Origin of the sequence: Rhizobium leguminosarum bv. viciae, assembly GCF_012276115.1 — a bacterium.
Taxonomy (GTDB): domain Bacteria; phylum Pseudomonadota; class Alphaproteobacteria; order Rhizobiales; family Rhizobiaceae; genus Rhizobium; species Rhizobium leguminosarum_T.
In genome coordinates, this window is record NZ_WIEU01000001.1 from 508,284 (window position 1) to 523,347 (window position 15,064).

Below are 15,064 nucleotides of genomic sequence, written 5' to 3' on the forward strand. Positions count from 1 at the left end.
GCCTCCCTTGGGAATTTACTCATGTAGAACGCTGTGGGCCTCGATGCTCGGCGCAACCTTTTCGGGAGCGTCGAAGGCAGCAATTTTATCGATTAAAAGATGACTAAAATAATCATCTTATGTTGACAGGGCCAATTTCGCTCCATAGGTTCCGCCCGCATTCGTGACGTAGGGACCAAGCAATGGCGCGTATTTTTTTGAATGTTTCTAATATTCTATCACGATCGTATAGGGATAGCCTATCCGTCACTACCGCGATCGTACTGATCGGCATCGCATCATCGCCGGCTTCGGCCCAGAGTGCATCCACAGATGCAAGCGCGACGACGTTGGAACCGATCGTTATTCAAGGTGCAGCCTCTGATAGCAAGACCGACCGGACGTCCGTTGCTGCCAAGAACAGCTCGGCCGCGACCAAGATCAACACGCCGCTGGTCGAGACGCCGCGTTCGGTCTCGGTGACCACCGAGAAGGAAATCGAGCAGCGTGGCGCCCAGAGCATCATCGAGGCCGTGCGTTATTCGGCCGGCGTGACGACGGGACCGAACGGCTTCGATCCGCGCTTCGACCAGATCTACATTCGCGGCTTCAACGTTACGACGGTCGGCGACTATCGTGACAGCTTGCGCCAGCCCTACATCAATTACGGCATGTTCCGCACCGATCCTTATCAGTTGCAGCGTGTCGAGGTGATCAAGGGGCCGGTATCCGTTCTCTACGGCTCGGGATCGCCTGGCGGTCTCGTCAACAAGATATCGAAGCTTCCGACCGAAGAGCCGATCCGCGAGGTGGGTCTCTCCTACAGCACCAAGGATCGGGCTCAGGCGATGTTCGATTTCGGCGGGCCGATCAGCGAAGGCAACGACGATTTTCTCTATCGCATCGTCGGCCTTGCCCGCCACGGCGATACCAATTTCGATATTGCCGACGACCGCTATTTTCTGGCGCCCTCCTTTACCTGGAAGCCTGACGAAAGCACGACCTTCACGCTGTACGGTCTGGCACAGGCCGACGAGACCGACTCCAATGTCGGCGCGATCACGACCCTGGACGGCAGAATCCTCGACATCAGGCAGAGCGATCCCGATTACGACTACCAGAAGGTCAAGCAGCAGCAGATCGGCTATCAGTTCGAGCATGAATTCGACAATGGCCTGACGTTCCGGCAGAACCTGCGTTATTCGCATCTCGATCTCAGGGCTCGCTACCTCGGCGTTTCCAGCTGGACCGGGACCGTCGCACATCGCAACGCAAGTTCGATCCGGGACGAGATGAACGTCTTCCAGGTCGACAACCAGCTCGAGGCGAAGTTCGATACCGGCCCGCTTGCCCATACGATGCTGTTCGGGCTCGATTACACCAATCTCCAGTCGAACTGGGGCTACGGCATCGGGGCGGTGAACTCGGCCTTCGATTTCGATATCGCCAACCCGACCTATGGGGTGTCGGGCGCTACGCCGGACTATAACTTCATCGTTGCCGATGCCGATATGCGCCAGGTCGGCGTTTACGCCATGGACCAGATCGAGGCCGGCAACTGGCGCTTCAATCTCGGCGGCCGCCAGACCTGGGTGAACCAGACGCGTGACACGACCTACCCCTCCTTTGGGTTGAACGAGTCGGAAGACGTCAACAAGAATGCCTTCTCCTGGCAGACCGGCGCGCTTTACCTCTTCGACAACGGCATCGCGCCCTTCGTCTCTTACGCAACTTCGTTTGATCCGGTGACCAACCGGTCGACATCCGGCAAGATCCTCGAGCCGACAGAGGGTGAACAATACGAACTCGGCGTGAAATATCAGCCGCCTGGCACAGATATCCTGCTGTCGGCGGTCGCCTATCACATCGTCGAAAAGAATAAGCCGGTGCTGGTTAATCCGGTTACCCTTGCGTATGACTCGCTCGGCGAGGTGACGGGAAAGGGCATTGAGCTTGAAGCCCGCGCGGCTGTGGCCGATGGCCTGGATCTCATCGCAGCCTACACCTACAATCATTCCGAGGTGACCGGGGGTGGTGAAAACGAGGGCAACACGCCGGCTGTGACGCCCTCCCATGTCGCAAGTCTCTGGGCCAACTATACGTTCCAGGAAACCAACCCGTTCAACGGGCTGTCGGTCGGCGCGGGTGTCCGTTATGTCGGCGAGAATTGGACAGATACAGCCAATACGTCGAAGAATCCCTCGAGCTTCTACATCGATGCATCCGCCGCTTATGATTTCGGCGCGGTCGACAAGAAGTATGAGGGCCTGACGGCCGCCTTCAACATCCGCAACATTGCCGACGAACGCGACACTGTCTGCAACGAAGGCTTCTGCTATCTCGGCCAGGGCCGCAACATGACCGGAACCCTGAAATACCGGTGGTAAGGCACGGCAATGGAGACAAACGGGGTCTTCCAGCGCCCGACCTTGATCGCTGATCATCCCGTCGCCCACCAGGCCGTCGACCTCGACGGTCTGGTGGGCGACGGCCCGTTCTCCTATTGCCGCGGCAAGCTGCTCAGCGCTCTCCCGCAGACGGGCATCGTCGTTTCCTGCAGGGATCTTTGCGACCGAGCGATCTTCGACGAGATCATTGGCCGATATGCGCAAAAATTTCCGGGCAGCGACCGTCGTGCGATCGTCTCCATGTGGACGCTCTATTATTTCAGCATGCTGACGATTGCCCCCAGCGTCCACATGTTCGTGCACCGGATAGGGCTGTCGTTGGAGATCGATCGACTTTCGCTCGTCTGCAACGAGCAGACGGGCGAGCCGGAAGCATTCGTGATGTCCGGCAGGCCCGAGGCGACGAGTGACCCGGCCGGCGAGCTTCACCGGCTGATGCGCGGCCACGCCGAGCCTGTCATCGCGGCGATCGCCGTCAACGCCGGCGTTGCGCCGAAGCTTCTCTGGAACAATGTTGCGGCATATCTCTCCTGGATTCTGAAAGAGATCGCTCATCGCCACGAGCCCGCCCTCGTCGAAGGCGGCCTGGCGCTTCTGGACGAAGCTCAATGGCCGGGCGGCGGGCGCAACCCGATGTTCGGCATGATCCGCATTGCGCGCCAGCAATGCGGGCTCGAATTCGTCCGCCGGAAAGTCTGCTGCCTGCGCTATAACCTGCCGGGCGTCGGCGGCTGCGGCGAAGCCTGCCCGCTGCCGGAGGGGCGCCACTAGCTCCTATCGTCCCCGCGTGCAGAGACGGGTGCCCTGCGCACCAGTTATTGCCAATGCCCGCCAACCAGAAGTCTCGTCGTCAAAGCGCAGTCTCACCTGCCTGGACACCAGCGAGTGGCTTGACCATGAACAGGCATGGATGGTCCTCGTGCCAGAGCTTTGCAAAGACCTCTGCCCGCACAAACCCGTTCCGGTCATAGAAGCGCCGCGTCGCCTCGAATTGCGGTTCGTCGAGGCCGCGCGGGGCGAGCGTCTTGACCGTCAGCAGCCGCGCACCCGATTCATGTCCGAAACGTTCGGCCGCATTGATGAGATGGCGTCCGGCGCCGCGACCGTGATGTTCCGGTCGTGTCGCAATCAACGCGATCTCGATGGCGCCGGGCGGGTGCGGCTTCAAGGCCATCAACGCGGTCACCACATCCGCTTCGACATAGCCGAACACCGGCAGGTCTTCGATCGCCTGGGCGCTCGCTTCGATGACCTCGGGTTCTGAAAACCAGTCCGGCAAAGCCCCCATGATCGATCGGCAGAGCTCTGCCTTGCCGGTCAGGATCTCAATTGTTCTTCCCATTTTTTCTCGCCTCCGCTCGGTCGATTTAAACTTGACTCTTGTTATCACCTTAAAATAGACACTGCAATCACATCGTGTACTTCAGCTCAGCAAAGGAGCCCGAGACCGAACCGGCCAGCAACGACAGAGCCTGATTTTCCATTTGTAAAAAGGGTACAGGACTATGCAAGCATTGCATCGTGATGTGAACGGAAATGCCGTGGTCAACGCCATGATCGAAAACAAGGAAAAGCTCCTTAAAACGATTGAAAGCGTTGTCAAATCAAAGTCATATTCCGAGGATATCTTTCAAGATGGAGTCATTAAAGCCTATGGGGTCAAAACCGACGACATTCGTTGCCCGATCGGCTACGCCTTCCGGATGGTCTACAATCTCGCACTCGACGAGAGCCGCCGGCGACGCCAGAAGATGAACAACCATAGGTCGATAGACCAGATTCAGGAGATCACGGCTCCCGTCCCCACCGTGCTCGACCAGCTCGTCGCTGCCGAGACCCTGCGCAATGTGCTTGCCTCGCTCGAAGCGTTACCGAAGCGAACCAACGATGCCTTCATTCGCCATCGCCTCAACGGCGTGCCGCAGAAGGATATTGCAGCCGAACTCGGCGTCTCAAGGACGCTCGTCAACTTCATGATCAAAGCGGCAGAGGAGCATTGCCATCTGGCGATCGCCGAACCTGCCTTCCGCCCCGATCATGCACACCGACGGGAGCCTATCGTTTCGCCGCGTGCAGCGCCTGCTGCAAATCGCTCCACAGCAGTTCCGGCTCTTCCAGGCCTACGGCGAAACGAACCGTCTGCTCGCTCACGCCGAACCGGATGAAGGAGGTCATCCGGTCGGGGATCTGCAGCGCGACCTTAGCGGGGACCACCAGCGTTTCTGGTCCCCCCCAGCTGACACCGAGACGGATGTCGCGAAGGCTATTTACAAAGCGTGCGACATCGATATCGGGGTTGAGGTCGAAGGCAAACAGCCCGGCATAACCCGTCAGCGTCGCCTTTCCGGGATGCTCCTCGAATGCCGGGTGACGAACGCGTCCGATCGCAGAATGCTCCTTCAGCCGCCCGGCCAGCAAAAGCCCGCTGCGCTCATGCTCCTTGAGACGGACACGCAGCGTGCGCATGCCGCGCAGCAGCAGCCAGGCCTCGAACGGTGACAGTTTGGCACCGACATAGGGGTAAGACGTTGAATTGATCCTGGCGATGGCCTCTTTCGAGCCGACGACGACGCCGGCGACCGTATCGCTGTGACCGCCGAGATATTTCGAGGCGGCGTGAATGACGATATCGACGCCATGCTGGATCGGTTTCTGAAAGAGCGGCGTTGCCCAGGAATTGTCGATGATTGTAGTAACGCCGGCCTCCTTTGCCATGGCCGACAGCGCCGCAATGTCCTGCAGCTCGAAGACGAAGGATGTGGGGTTTTCAAGGTAGAGCAGCTTGGCACCCGACAACGCCTTGCGGACCTCGTCGTGGTCGGCGGGATCGACGAAATCCACTGCGACACCGAGCCTGGCGAGCAGCTTCACCAGAAGGCGGTAGACATCGTTGTAGAGATGGCGGACCGCAACGACCCGGTCTCCCGCCTCAACAAGACTGAGAATTGTCGATGTAATGGCGGCCGTTCCGCTGGAGAAAGCACGTCCATCCTCTGCGCCCTCGAGGCGGGCGACCAGGAGTTCGAATTCGCGAACCGTCGGATTGTCGCCGCGCGAATAGATGTAGTTGCGCGTGCGGCCGGCGAAAACATCCTCCATCGCCTCGTAACTGTCGTAGGTGAAGAGCGATGTCTGGAAAATCGGCGGAGACACGGCGTTGAATGCCGCCGGATCGACAGGCGTAAAGAGATCGTCAGCGACCGCATGGGCGCCAAGGTCGTGCGGGTTGATCGACTGGTTCATGGTCATCCTCTCATGGACAAAAGCTGGGATATGGACGGATGGAAGTCAGACGGTCGGCGGAGCGCTGCCGCAGCACGCGAAGTGCCCACATCAGGCAGACGGCCGATAACAAGCCGGTGAGGGCCGAGGCCAGGAACATGGCTGCCAGCAAGCCTGAAAAGCCAAAGAACGGCGGCAGTAGAGCCAGCAGCGGAAAAAGAAGATATCCATTCTGCGCCAGACCGATGGCAACCGCCGCTTTCGGTCTGCCCTGGGCCTGGAAGAGGATCAGCACCGTCTGCCGCAGGCCGAACAGCAGAAGGGGAAGGTGGGTTGCGACGATCGCTTGTCCCGCGATCCCGATCACCATCGCATCGTCGGTGAAAAACGAGGCAAGCTCTTCGGAGAAGACGAGCGCGGCCAATCCATAGGCGCCACTCACCGCACTGGTGACCACTGTGAGGATGCGGGCTGCCGACAACATCCGGGCCGTATCGCCTCGACCCCAGGCAAAGCTCAGGATCGACTGGGCCCCAAGTGAAATGCCGATGACGGGCAATGTTCCGACCGCGAGCAGCCGCAAGGCAATTCCGACGCCGGCGATGCCGGCTTCTCCGTGATAGGTGCCGGCGAGCGACACCATTGCCGCAATCGCGCCCGCGGTTGCGAGACTGGTCAGCGTCGTCGGTGCTCCCACAGCAAGGACAGGTTTGAGATAGCCGATATCTCCCCACCGCCAGCCAAACGTCAGCCGGACCGTCCCAAGTCGCCTGGCGTGGTAGGCGCCGTAGATGCAAAGCGCGACCAGTTGGGACAGGATGGTTGCGATTGCAACGCCCTGCAGGCCGAGACCGAAGCCGAAGATCACGATCGGGTCGAGGATCATGTTCAGCGCAAAGCAGACGACCAGCGTCCACATGCTGAAGCGGGCATTGCCCTCTGCGATCGCCAGGAAATCGAGAATGATCTGCGCCATCGTCAGCGGCACCGAGACCGCAATGATCATCAGATAATGTTGCGCAAGCGGCTGAAGGGCAGGTGTGGCGCCGAACAGCAGCAAATCTGGAAATGCGATGATTGCGACGGCACTTGCCGCGCCGAAAACAACGCCGGCAGCAAGACTGATCGAGGCAATGGCGCCGGCCCGGGATCGGTTGCCGGCTCCGAGCGTGCGTCCGACCTCCGTTGCGACACCGACGCCGATCCCCTCGCCGAAGGCGGCGACGAGCATGAGGACCGGCAGGACAATCATGATCGCCGCGATCTGGTTTTCACCGATCATCCCGACGAAGATCATGTTGATCGTATGATGGGCGGCGTTGATCGACAGGCCGAACATGGCCGGCAATCCTAGCCGAAGCAGCAGCCTGAGAAGCTCCGGACTGGCAAGGTCTTCCGGGGCGAGGCGCTGCCGTTTCCGGAAGCTGCCGCTTACGTCGCTCATATCGTTCATGACGCAGGCACCCAGAGACGATCGCCGAAGAAACGTTCGCGGCCGAGCATTACCAGGAGCGCCCGCTTGTGCGGAAAATCGAAATGCTTGACCTTGGCAAAACCGGAGCGGTCGAGATTGCGAATCTGCTGCTCGTGGCTGGCGCGTGGCTCACCGACGATGCGCTGCGTGCGGGGATCGTCGAGGAAGATGAAATGCATCAGCGAGGGAAGCCATGCGCTGATCCATTTCTTGCCGCGATAGCCGGGCTCGCCGATCGCCACATGCCATCCGCGATCATAGTCGTCGGCGTCGTAAAAAGGGCCGAGCCGGTTCTCTTTCGCCCAATAGACTTCGAAATAGCCGAAGGGAATGTCCGCGAAACTGCCGATCAGCGGCAGGACATGCGGATCTGCGATCCTTTCTTCCAGGATCTCGCGATGTTTGTCGATCGAACCCGCATCCTCCCAGATCGTGTTGACCTGTTCGTCGTTCATCCAGCGATGAAATGCTGCAAGATCGGTCTCGGGATCGGCCACCGTGAAGGCGATTTCCCGTTCCAGCCAGGGGATGAAACGCCGGTAGACCGTACCCTTCGGCTTTGCGGGCCGGCGCGGATGATAGCGGCCCGCGGTCATCTCCTGCACGGGCGGCAGCGGATAGGACAGCTGCGGCAGCCAGAGCGAGGGCCATTGCCATAGGATCGCCGAATCGAGCCTTCCGCCTGCATCCGCAATGCGTCTGGGAAGGCTTGTCTGATGCCCTTCGAAGACGACTGAGGTGATCGAGCGATCTTCTGCCGTCACGGCTTCGGCGGCTGCCATCAGAAGCTCTGCCGATTGCACCGGATCGCCATGGTAGAAGGTGACCGACGCGATGCCGGCATCGACCTCGAATGCGGCTTCGTGGTGGCCGTAAGCGGTCTTGAGGTGGATGAGATTGGGGGCGAGGCTGACGTAGCTGCGCGACTGCAGCACGCGCCTTTGTTTGCCGGCGTCGAAATCCATAATGTTCTCCTTGGCCGGTCGAGGACCGGTCGGGCTTTTGGCGCTGCGAGCATGAAGCGTGCTCTCGCGCCGATTTAGTAGAATGACGATCCATCTCCCGCTGAGTTTAGGGGTAAGTGAAGAAAAAAATTCTCATCAATTTTCTAAACTGCAGCCTGCCGGATCCGTCACTTGCGCATGACCTTCATCACCGCAGGAGCTGCGAATGGACAATCTTGAACCTCACGACGATCTCTGGATCGCCGTCATCGACACCGAGCGTCGCTACTCGGTCTGGCCGCAGGACAAGCGGATTCCCCTGGGCTGGGAGCCGGCGGGCTTTGCCGGTTCGCGCCAGCAATGCCTAGCGCATATCGCTGACGTCTGGGCGGATCCGCGCCCCCTCTCCTTGCGCTCGGCAATCGCCGGCGATGCGCGTCTCTGAAAACGGCTGGATGGCACGGATGAACAAACAGATCACAAACTTTGCAGATGCCTACCCGACCGATGTCGCAACGGACGCGGTCTTCGAGAGCTTCCCGCTGACGATCGCGCAGAAGCGTATCTGGTCGCTGGAGCAGATCGGCAATGACACGGTGTTTCCAGACCAGGTCATTTCGCTGCGATTAAGCCCGGCGGTCGACGTCAAGACTATTACCGGCGCCTGCCGGACGCTCGTGGCGCAACATCCGTCGCTTGCCACTCGCTTCCGCCGGCTGGCGGGCGGCCGCGTCGAGCAATACAGCGGCGCATTGAACGCGGTACCGATCGAGATTGTCGGTGAAGGCGCTGCTGTTGCGGAGGCCGATGCGTTGACCGCCCAGAAAGCCTTCCGCGACAGGCGCTTTGATCTGCTGGAGGGCCCCGGTGCACGCATCCAGATCGTCCTGCTTTCCGACGGGCAATCGCTTCTGGCGATCGTGCTGCATCCGATCATCTGCGACGACCGCGAAAAATCCGTTCTTGCCGGGTCGCTGGCGCGAATTCTCGATGGCAAACTCGTCGGCGACATGCATCCGCTAGAAATCTCGGCCGGGACACGGGAGGCCGATTGGCTGGAGACGGATGAGACGCGGGAAGCACTTGCCTATTGGCGCGACACCATCGGCCTCGACTATGCGGCCTCGACCTTTCCCACCCGCTTCAACAGCGGCGGGCTGGCAGGTGTGGCGCGCGCTCAGCATCGATTTTCGATCGAGCCCGATCTCTGGGAAAAGCTCGGGCGACATGCGAAGCATGGGGGATATGAGATCGAGCGCGTACTGCATGCCGGCTTTTGTGCGCTGCTAGCACGCTACAGCGGCAACTACGCTTTATTGACCGGGCTCCTGATCGCGCGGCCGGAGAAGCAACACCTTGCGAACCGCGGCCGTGCCGAACAGGTCCTTCCCCTCATCCTGTCGCTGACATCAAAAAGCTCTCTCGACGATGTCATCGCAGCGATCTCAACGGCAACGGAGGAGGGGCTTGCCCGGCTCGTTCCGCTGGAGCGCATCATCCAGGAGCTGGTCGTCGACGAAGCGGCTGCCCAGGAAGCCGTGGTCAAGGCGTTGTTCGAATTCCGCGAGCCGTATCCGGTCCCCAGGCACGCAACCAATCTGGAGCCGCTGGGGGCGCGCGCCGACAGCGAGTTATCCCTGGTGATCGAGGCGGGCCTGGATGGGGCCGCATCCGGGCTGATCGATTATGCCCAGGATCTCTATGACAGCGCGCTGATTGCCCGTGTCTCCCGGCATTTCACCCTTGTGCTCGAACAATTCGTCGCACAGCCGAATGTGCGGATCAAGGACATCGAACTCGTGGGGAGCGACGAACTCGACCAGTTGTCGGCGCCCTACGAAGACGAGGTCGTCAACGATGACAGGCCGGTCCACGAGCTGATCTCAGCCCATTCGCGCCAGACGCCCGAGAAGACGGCGATCGTCTACGGCGACGAGGAGTGGAGCCACGGCTGGCTGGAGGCAAGCACCAACCGACTTGCACATCGGCTGCGTCGTCTAGGTGTTCGCGCCGAGGTGACGGTTGCCATCTTCATCAAGCGATCGCCGGAGGCAATCGTCGGGATCCTCGCGACGCTGAAGGCGGGCGGTGCCTATATCCCGGTCGAGCCGGATCATCCGCCGGTCCGCAACCATCACATTCTGCGCGACGGTGGTGTCAAGATCGTTCTGACCCATAGCTGGCTTCGCCATCGGCTGCCGGAAGAGCTCGACACGATTATCCTCGAACTCGACAAGATCGACCTCGACGGCGAGCCGGATACGCCGCTTGATATTCCCACTCACAAGGATCAGCTCGCCTATGTCATGTACACCTCTGGATCAACGGGGTTGCCGAAGGGCGTGGCCGTCGAGCACGGCCCGCTGACGCACCATCTGCAGAACACCTCGCGTGTCTACGGCATGAGCTCGGCGTCGCGGGAGCTGCCGTTCCTGCCTTTCAGCTCGGATGGCGGGCACGAGCGATGGATGAACCCGCTGATGGAGGGCGGCAGTATCATTCTTCCCGATCAGCCGCTGTGGACCCCGGAAGAAACATTGACGGCCATGCGCAAGCACGGCGCCAACAATGCCAGCATTCCCACAACCTATCTGCAGCAACTGGCGGAATGGGCTGACATTACCGACGGCGCGCCGCCGATGCGGCTTTATTCCTTCGGCGGCGAGGGGCTGGCGCAACCGACCTTCGATCTTCTGTCGCGGGCGCTGAAATCGGAATGGCTGATCAACGGCTACGGGCCGACCGAAACCATCATGACGCCGATGGTCTGGAAGGTGAGGGCCGGCACGAAATTCCAGGGGGTCTATGCTCCGCTCGGTCGCGCTGTCGGGTTAAGGCGCGTCTATGTGCTCGACCCCGATCTCAATCCGTGCCCGATCGGCGTGACGGGCGAGCTCTATATCGGCGGCGAGGGTATCGCACGCGGCTATCTCGGCAAGCCGGACACGACGGCGGACCGCTTCATCCCCGACCCGTTCTCCAAGGATGGCGGCCGACTTTATCGCTCCGGCGATCTGACGCGTTGGCGTGATGACGGAACCGTCGAATTCGTCGGTCGTGTCGACCACCAGGTGAAGCTTCGCGGTTACCGGATCGAGCTCGGCGAGATCGAAGCGGCTCTGCTCCAGCAACCTGATGTCGGCGAAGCCCTAGTGATCCTGCGCGATGACGATGCCGGCGGCGACAAGGCGCTCGTCGCCTACGTCGTTCCCAAGAAAGACGAGAGGTTGGACGTCGAGACGATCCGCGCCGGCCTCGAGCGCAGCCTGCCATCCTACATGGTGCCGTCTGCCGTGGTCGAACTGGAGAAAATGCCGACCAATCCGAACAGCAAGCTCGATCGATTTGCGCTACCAGCGCCACAACCGGTCAAACGCACAATCGTCGAGCCGGCGACCGCGCTTGAAGAAGAGGTGCTGGATGTCTGGCGCCAGGTTCTCAAGCTGGAAGCAATCAGCGTAGAGGATAATTTCTTCGCGATCGGCGGCAATTCGCTCGGCGCGATCCGCATCCTTTCGCTGCTGCGGCAGCGCCGGCCGAAAATCCCGCTGATCGTCGCGGACATCTTCAACAACCCGACCATACGCTCCTTTGCCGGCGTGATGGAGCAGGGGGACGAGCGGGATCTGTCGGAGGTGATCGTGTTGCGCGCATCCGGCGCCAAGCCGCGACTCTATTGCTTCCCGGGCCTTCTCGTCAGCACCCGTGAATATGTCAAGCTCGTCGACTATCTCGGAGCCGACCAGCCGGCAACCGGCTTCATCTGCCACTCGCTTTCCGAGAAAAAGGCAGTCGGTGCTCCGGTCGAAGAGATCATCGAGAGCTATGTCGATTATATCAGGACGCATAGCAAAGACGTGCCCTGCTATTTCCTCGGCTGGTCGTGGGGCGGTCTTCTGGCCTATGAGGCTGCCCGCACCCTGGGCAACGAAGTTGACGTCAGGATGATGGCGATGGTCGACGTTTGCGATCTCGGATCGGAATTCGCGATCGGCGCAAAGCCGAGGTTCCGGCCGGGCGAGCGCGATGCGCTCCATCGAGACGTAGAGGCATGGCTTGGAAGAACGGCGATGCGCCCCGAATGGGACCGGCTGCTGTCGACGATGGACGCGGATACCTACGATCAATTCCTGCGTTTCGTCGGCGACGAGAAGGACCCGCTTCCGACCGACGGGCCCGATATCAGCAGTCGCGAGCATACGTTCTGGGTGCTGATCGACAATGCCCTGATCTTCCGCAAACATCGGCTCGTTCCTCACGATGTGCCGATCTATCCCTGGGCTGCCGACGACAGCCTCAATCGCGGCCTCAACCTGATCGACTGGCGCCGCCTGTCGCCGCGGGCGCGTGCGGCCGAAATCATCACCGGCACCAACCATCTGCACATGATCGGGTCTCCCGCCTTCCACTCAAGGCTCGCCCTGCGTCTCAAGGAAACAGAGAAGGATATCGCATGACCGTCGCTTTTGCCCGCAGGGATACCGAGCCGCTGGATATTGCCGGCATCGGCATCGGTCCCTCCAATCTGAGCCTCGCGTGCCTGTTCGAGTCGGTGCCCGAGATCAGGAGCCGTTTCTTCGAGCGGCGCCCGTCGTTCGACTGGCATCCCGGCATGATGATGCCCGGCGTCGAACTGCAATCGTCCTTTCTGAAGGACCTCGTCACCCCGGTCCTGCCGACCAGCCGCTGGTCATTCGTCTCCTATCTGGTTGCCCATAAAAGGCTCTACGCTTTCCTGAACGCCAATTATGACGCGGTTCCCCGGCAGGAGTTCGCGCGCTATCTAGCCTGGGTCGCCAACGGCGTGGACGGCCTGCGCTTTGGCACGGAGATCCGCGACGTCGAGCATCGCGACGACCGCTTCTTGCTGCGTTTCGACAACGGGCAGGAGGAGGCGCGAAACCTGGTGATCGGCACGGGGTCGTCGCCCTTCGTGCCCGACTGGGCAAAACCGTTCCTGGGTGCCGATTGCTTTCATAACAGCGAGGCCAAGTCGCGTCTCAGCGATCTCGGCGCTGCCCGCATCGTCGTGGTCGGCGGCGGCCAAAGCGGCGGCGAGGTCGTCGAAGCCTTGCTTACCGATCCCAGTTCCATGAAGGAGCTGACATGGATCAGCCGGCGTCACAATTTTGAGCCGATCAACGATACACCGTTTTCAAACCAGGTCTTCTCACCGGAATACGTGCAGGCCTATCTGAAACTTAGCGGCGAGCAGAAGCAGGCCGCGTTGAGGAACTCGATCCTGACCAGCGACGGCTTGTCGATTTCGACGATTCATTCGATCTATCGCCGCCTTTATGCGTTGCGTTATCTCGAACCGAGCACGCTCAATGCATCTTTGGCGCCAAATCGCGATGTGATCCAGATGGAGCGGGACGGCAATGCCTATCGGCTGATCGTCAGGAACCAATTCGACGGCGGGATCGAGGTGCTTCATGCGGATGCGGTGGTTCTGGCAACCGGCTACCGGTTCCGATTGCCGGATGCTCTCGGCTCGCTGGGCGACAGGATAACGCTCGACAGAAACGGCTATCCGCTTCTCAATGACGACTACACGATGCAGTGGACGGGTCCGAGGGCCAACCGGCTGTTTGCGCAGAATGCGGGGCGATACTCGCATGGCATCGCCGACTCTCAGCTCAGCCTGATGGCCTGGCGCAGCGCAACCATCGTCAATACGCTTCTCGGCCGGCAGCACTTCGATGCGGAACCCGACAACGGGCAACTCGCCTGGGCGACGGAGACCGCTTCCGCAATGCCTCATCAGCTCCGGACCGGCTATTCGGACGGCATGCTGTCGTCCTGAAACAGGCGTGTCGAAATGCCGGGGAACCCGGATTGAGAGCAAACAGCCAGCGCAACGACGTGCTGGCTGCCGCTTTCGACCAGACGGTGATGCCAGCGCCGGTCACGATCGCCGCCATCGACCATGACTGGGATGCCATCCTTCCAGGAAAAGGCGACGTTGCGGGGATCCTCGCGCAGCCCGACGCCGAGTGCCTTCAGATGGCTCTCCTTGAGCGTCCAGAGTGCGGCCGCCGCGCGCCCGCGTTCGGACGCAGGCAATTCCGCGAGCCAGCGCCGTTCGTCTGCACTGCAATAGCTATCCACTGCCGCCGCTTCGATCTCGGTATCGGCGCGCTCGCAGTCTATTCCCAGGTGGTCACATGCTGAAGCGACAGCGACCGCCACAAGCCCGTCGGTATTTGCGAGGCTGAATTGCGGCCTCTCACGCCCCTCAAGCCTCAGCTTGCCGCGGTTGTCCGGGGACAACAGGAGCTTGCTCGGCGATATCCCGGTATGCACGCTCAACAGCCGCCGCAGGAGATACCGGCCGGCAACGAAGGAGGCCCGATCCCGGTCAAAATAGTAGGTCGCGGCGCGCTCCCGTTCATCCGGTGAAAGCGACTGCATCCAGCGGTTTCGGTCGCCTTCGTTCTTAGAATACTGCCAGAGCGCGATTTCAATGCCGGCGGCTTGGTCTTCAGGTTGGTGCATTTTTGCTCGCCGTGGCTGCTATCTTCCTGAATTTTCAAGAACTCTGGGTCGTAACGCGTTTAATCGATCGCGGAAGTATTGGTCAACTCAGAAGATCTTCGAGAGTGAAGCGGGAACATTGTTTAGTTAATACTAAATTATTGAATCCGGTGCGAGATCTTGCATCAACCGAGTCATCAGCTGATGTGGAAAATGGCGTGAAACTGGTTCTTGAAACCGGAACATCGCTCAAGTCGATCGGTGAGTACGTTGTCCAGATCAACCAACTGATGGATGCGATTGCCACATCGGCGCGCGAGCAGTCGACTGGACTTGCCGAGATCAACACGGCCGTCAATCAAATGGACCAGGCGACCCAGCAAAATGCAGCGATGGTCGAGCAGTCGACAGCTGCCGTTGCCTCATTGTCCTCCGAGGCGGGCCCTCTGCGGGATCTGGTCAATCAGTTTCAATTGGACGACGAGAAAAGCACGGCGGACGTGCAGCGCATCATGAAGACTGCTGTCATCGGTGAAGGCGACGCGGGAGGATTGTTTATA

Annotated in this window: 11 protein-coding genes and 1 pseudogene; 7 read left to right on the forward strand and 5 right to left on the reverse strand. The window is 60.4% G+C overall.

Annotated elements, in window-relative coordinates:
• Positions 1 to 182 precede the first annotated feature (182 nt).
• Together GFM02_RS02375 and fhuF are read left to right on the forward strand one after the other, a co-directional pair.
• Positions 183 to 2,366, forward strand: a complete 2,184-nt coding sequence (locus tag GFM02_RS02375; RefSeq protein WP_168320662.1) for a TonB-dependent siderophore receptor — start codon at positions 183 to 185, stop codon at positions 2,364 to 2,366.
• 9 nt (positions 2,367 to 2,375) lie between these two features.
• Positions 2,376 to 3,158 carry a siderophore-iron reductase FhuF gene (gene fhuF, locus GFM02_RS02380; RefSeq protein WP_168320663.1) on the forward strand — a complete coding sequence of 261 codons (783 nt, stop codon included), beginning with the start codon at positions 2,376 to 2,378 and terminating at the stop codon, positions 3,156 to 3,158.
• Between the two features lie 79 nt (positions 3,159 to 3,237).
• On the opposite strand, the gene GFM02_RS02385 is transcribed toward fhuF, so the two are convergent.
• Positions 3,238 to 3,729, reverse strand: coding sequence for a GNAT family N-acetyltransferase (locus GFM02_RS02385; protein WP_168320664.1), 492 nt, complete (start codon positions 3,727 to 3,729; stop codon positions 3,238 to 3,240).
• Positions 3,730 to 3,892: 163 nt separating this feature from the next.
• Here GFM02_RS02385 and GFM02_RS02390 point away from each other — a divergent pair, with 163 nt between their 5' ends.
• Complete coding sequence (locus GFM02_RS02390; RefSeq protein WP_168320665.1) at positions 3,893 to 4,552, forward strand: sigma-70 family RNA polymerase sigma factor; 660 nt, start codon at positions 3,893 to 3,895, stop codon at positions 4,550 to 4,552.
• On the opposite strand, the gene GFM02_RS02395 is transcribed toward GFM02_RS02390, so the two are convergent.
• The 3 genes from GFM02_RS02395 to GFM02_RS02405 are packed head-to-tail and all read right to left on the reverse strand — an operon-like array spanning position 4,443 to position 8,048.
• Positions 4,443 to 5,630, reverse strand: coding sequence for a PLP-dependent transferase (locus GFM02_RS02395; RefSeq protein ID WP_168320666.1), 1,188 nt, complete (start codon positions 5,628 to 5,630; stop codon positions 4,443 to 4,445). The two genes, GFM02_RS02390 and GFM02_RS02395, sit on opposite strands and share 110 nt — an antisense overlap.
• 10 nt (positions 5,631 to 5,640) lie before the next feature.
• Entirely contained in the window at positions 5,641 to 7,062 is a 1,422-nt protein-coding gene (locus GFM02_RS02400; protein ID WP_168320667.1) for an MATE family efflux transporter, read from the reverse strand.
• Positions 7,059 to 8,048 (reverse strand): GNAT family N-acetyltransferase, encoded by a 990-nt coding sequence (locus GFM02_RS02405; protein WP_168320668.1) that lies wholly within the window; start codon positions 8,046 to 8,048, stop codon positions 7,059 to 7,061. The genes GFM02_RS02400 and GFM02_RS02405 overlap by 4 nt, the downstream gene beginning before the upstream one ends.
• 205 nt (positions 8,049 to 8,253) lie before the next feature.
• On the opposite strand from GFM02_RS02405, the gene GFM02_RS02410 reads away from it, so the two are divergent.
• From GFM02_RS02410 to GFM02_RS02420, 3 genes are read left to right on the forward strand one after another with little or no spacing between them, the layout of a single operon-like run.
• The gene (locus GFM02_RS02410; RefSeq protein ID WP_017991742.1) at positions 8,254 to 8,472 is read left to right on the forward strand and encodes an MbtH family protein; all 219 of its coding nucleotides are present in this window, start codon (positions 8,254 to 8,256) and stop codon (positions 8,470 to 8,472) included.
• A 19-nt stretch (positions 8,473 to 8,491) separates the two neighbouring features.
• Positions 8,492 to 12,484 carry a non-ribosomal peptide synthetase gene (locus GFM02_RS02415; RefSeq protein ID WP_168320669.1) on the forward strand — a complete coding sequence of 1,331 codons (3,993 nt, stop codon included), beginning with the start codon at positions 8,492 to 8,494 and terminating at the stop codon, positions 12,482 to 12,484.
• The gene (locus GFM02_RS02420) at positions 12,481 to 13,833 is read left to right on the forward strand and encodes a lysine N(6)-hydroxylase/L-ornithine N(5)-oxygenase family protein (RefSeq protein ID WP_168320670.1); all 1,353 of its coding nucleotides are present in this window, start codon (positions 12,481 to 12,483) and stop codon (positions 13,831 to 13,833) included. The genes GFM02_RS02415 and GFM02_RS02420 overlap by 4 nt, the downstream gene beginning before the upstream one ends.
• Here the strand turns inward: GFM02_RS02420 and GFM02_RS02425 are convergent.
• Positions 13,806 to 14,525, reverse strand: a complete 720-nt coding sequence (locus GFM02_RS02425) for a 4'-phosphopantetheinyl transferase family protein (RefSeq protein WP_168320671.1) — start codon at positions 14,523 to 14,525, stop codon at positions 13,806 to 13,808. The genes GFM02_RS02420 and GFM02_RS02425 overlap by 28 nt on opposite strands.
• 170 nt (positions 14,526 to 14,695) lie before the next feature.
• Here GFM02_RS02425 and GFM02_RS02430 point away from each other — a divergent pair.
• Positions 14,696 to 15,013: pseudogene (locus tag GFM02_RS02430) on the forward strand (methyl-accepting chemotaxis protein); the annotation flags it as partial.
• Between the last annotated feature and the right edge of the window lie 51 nt (positions 15,014 to 15,064).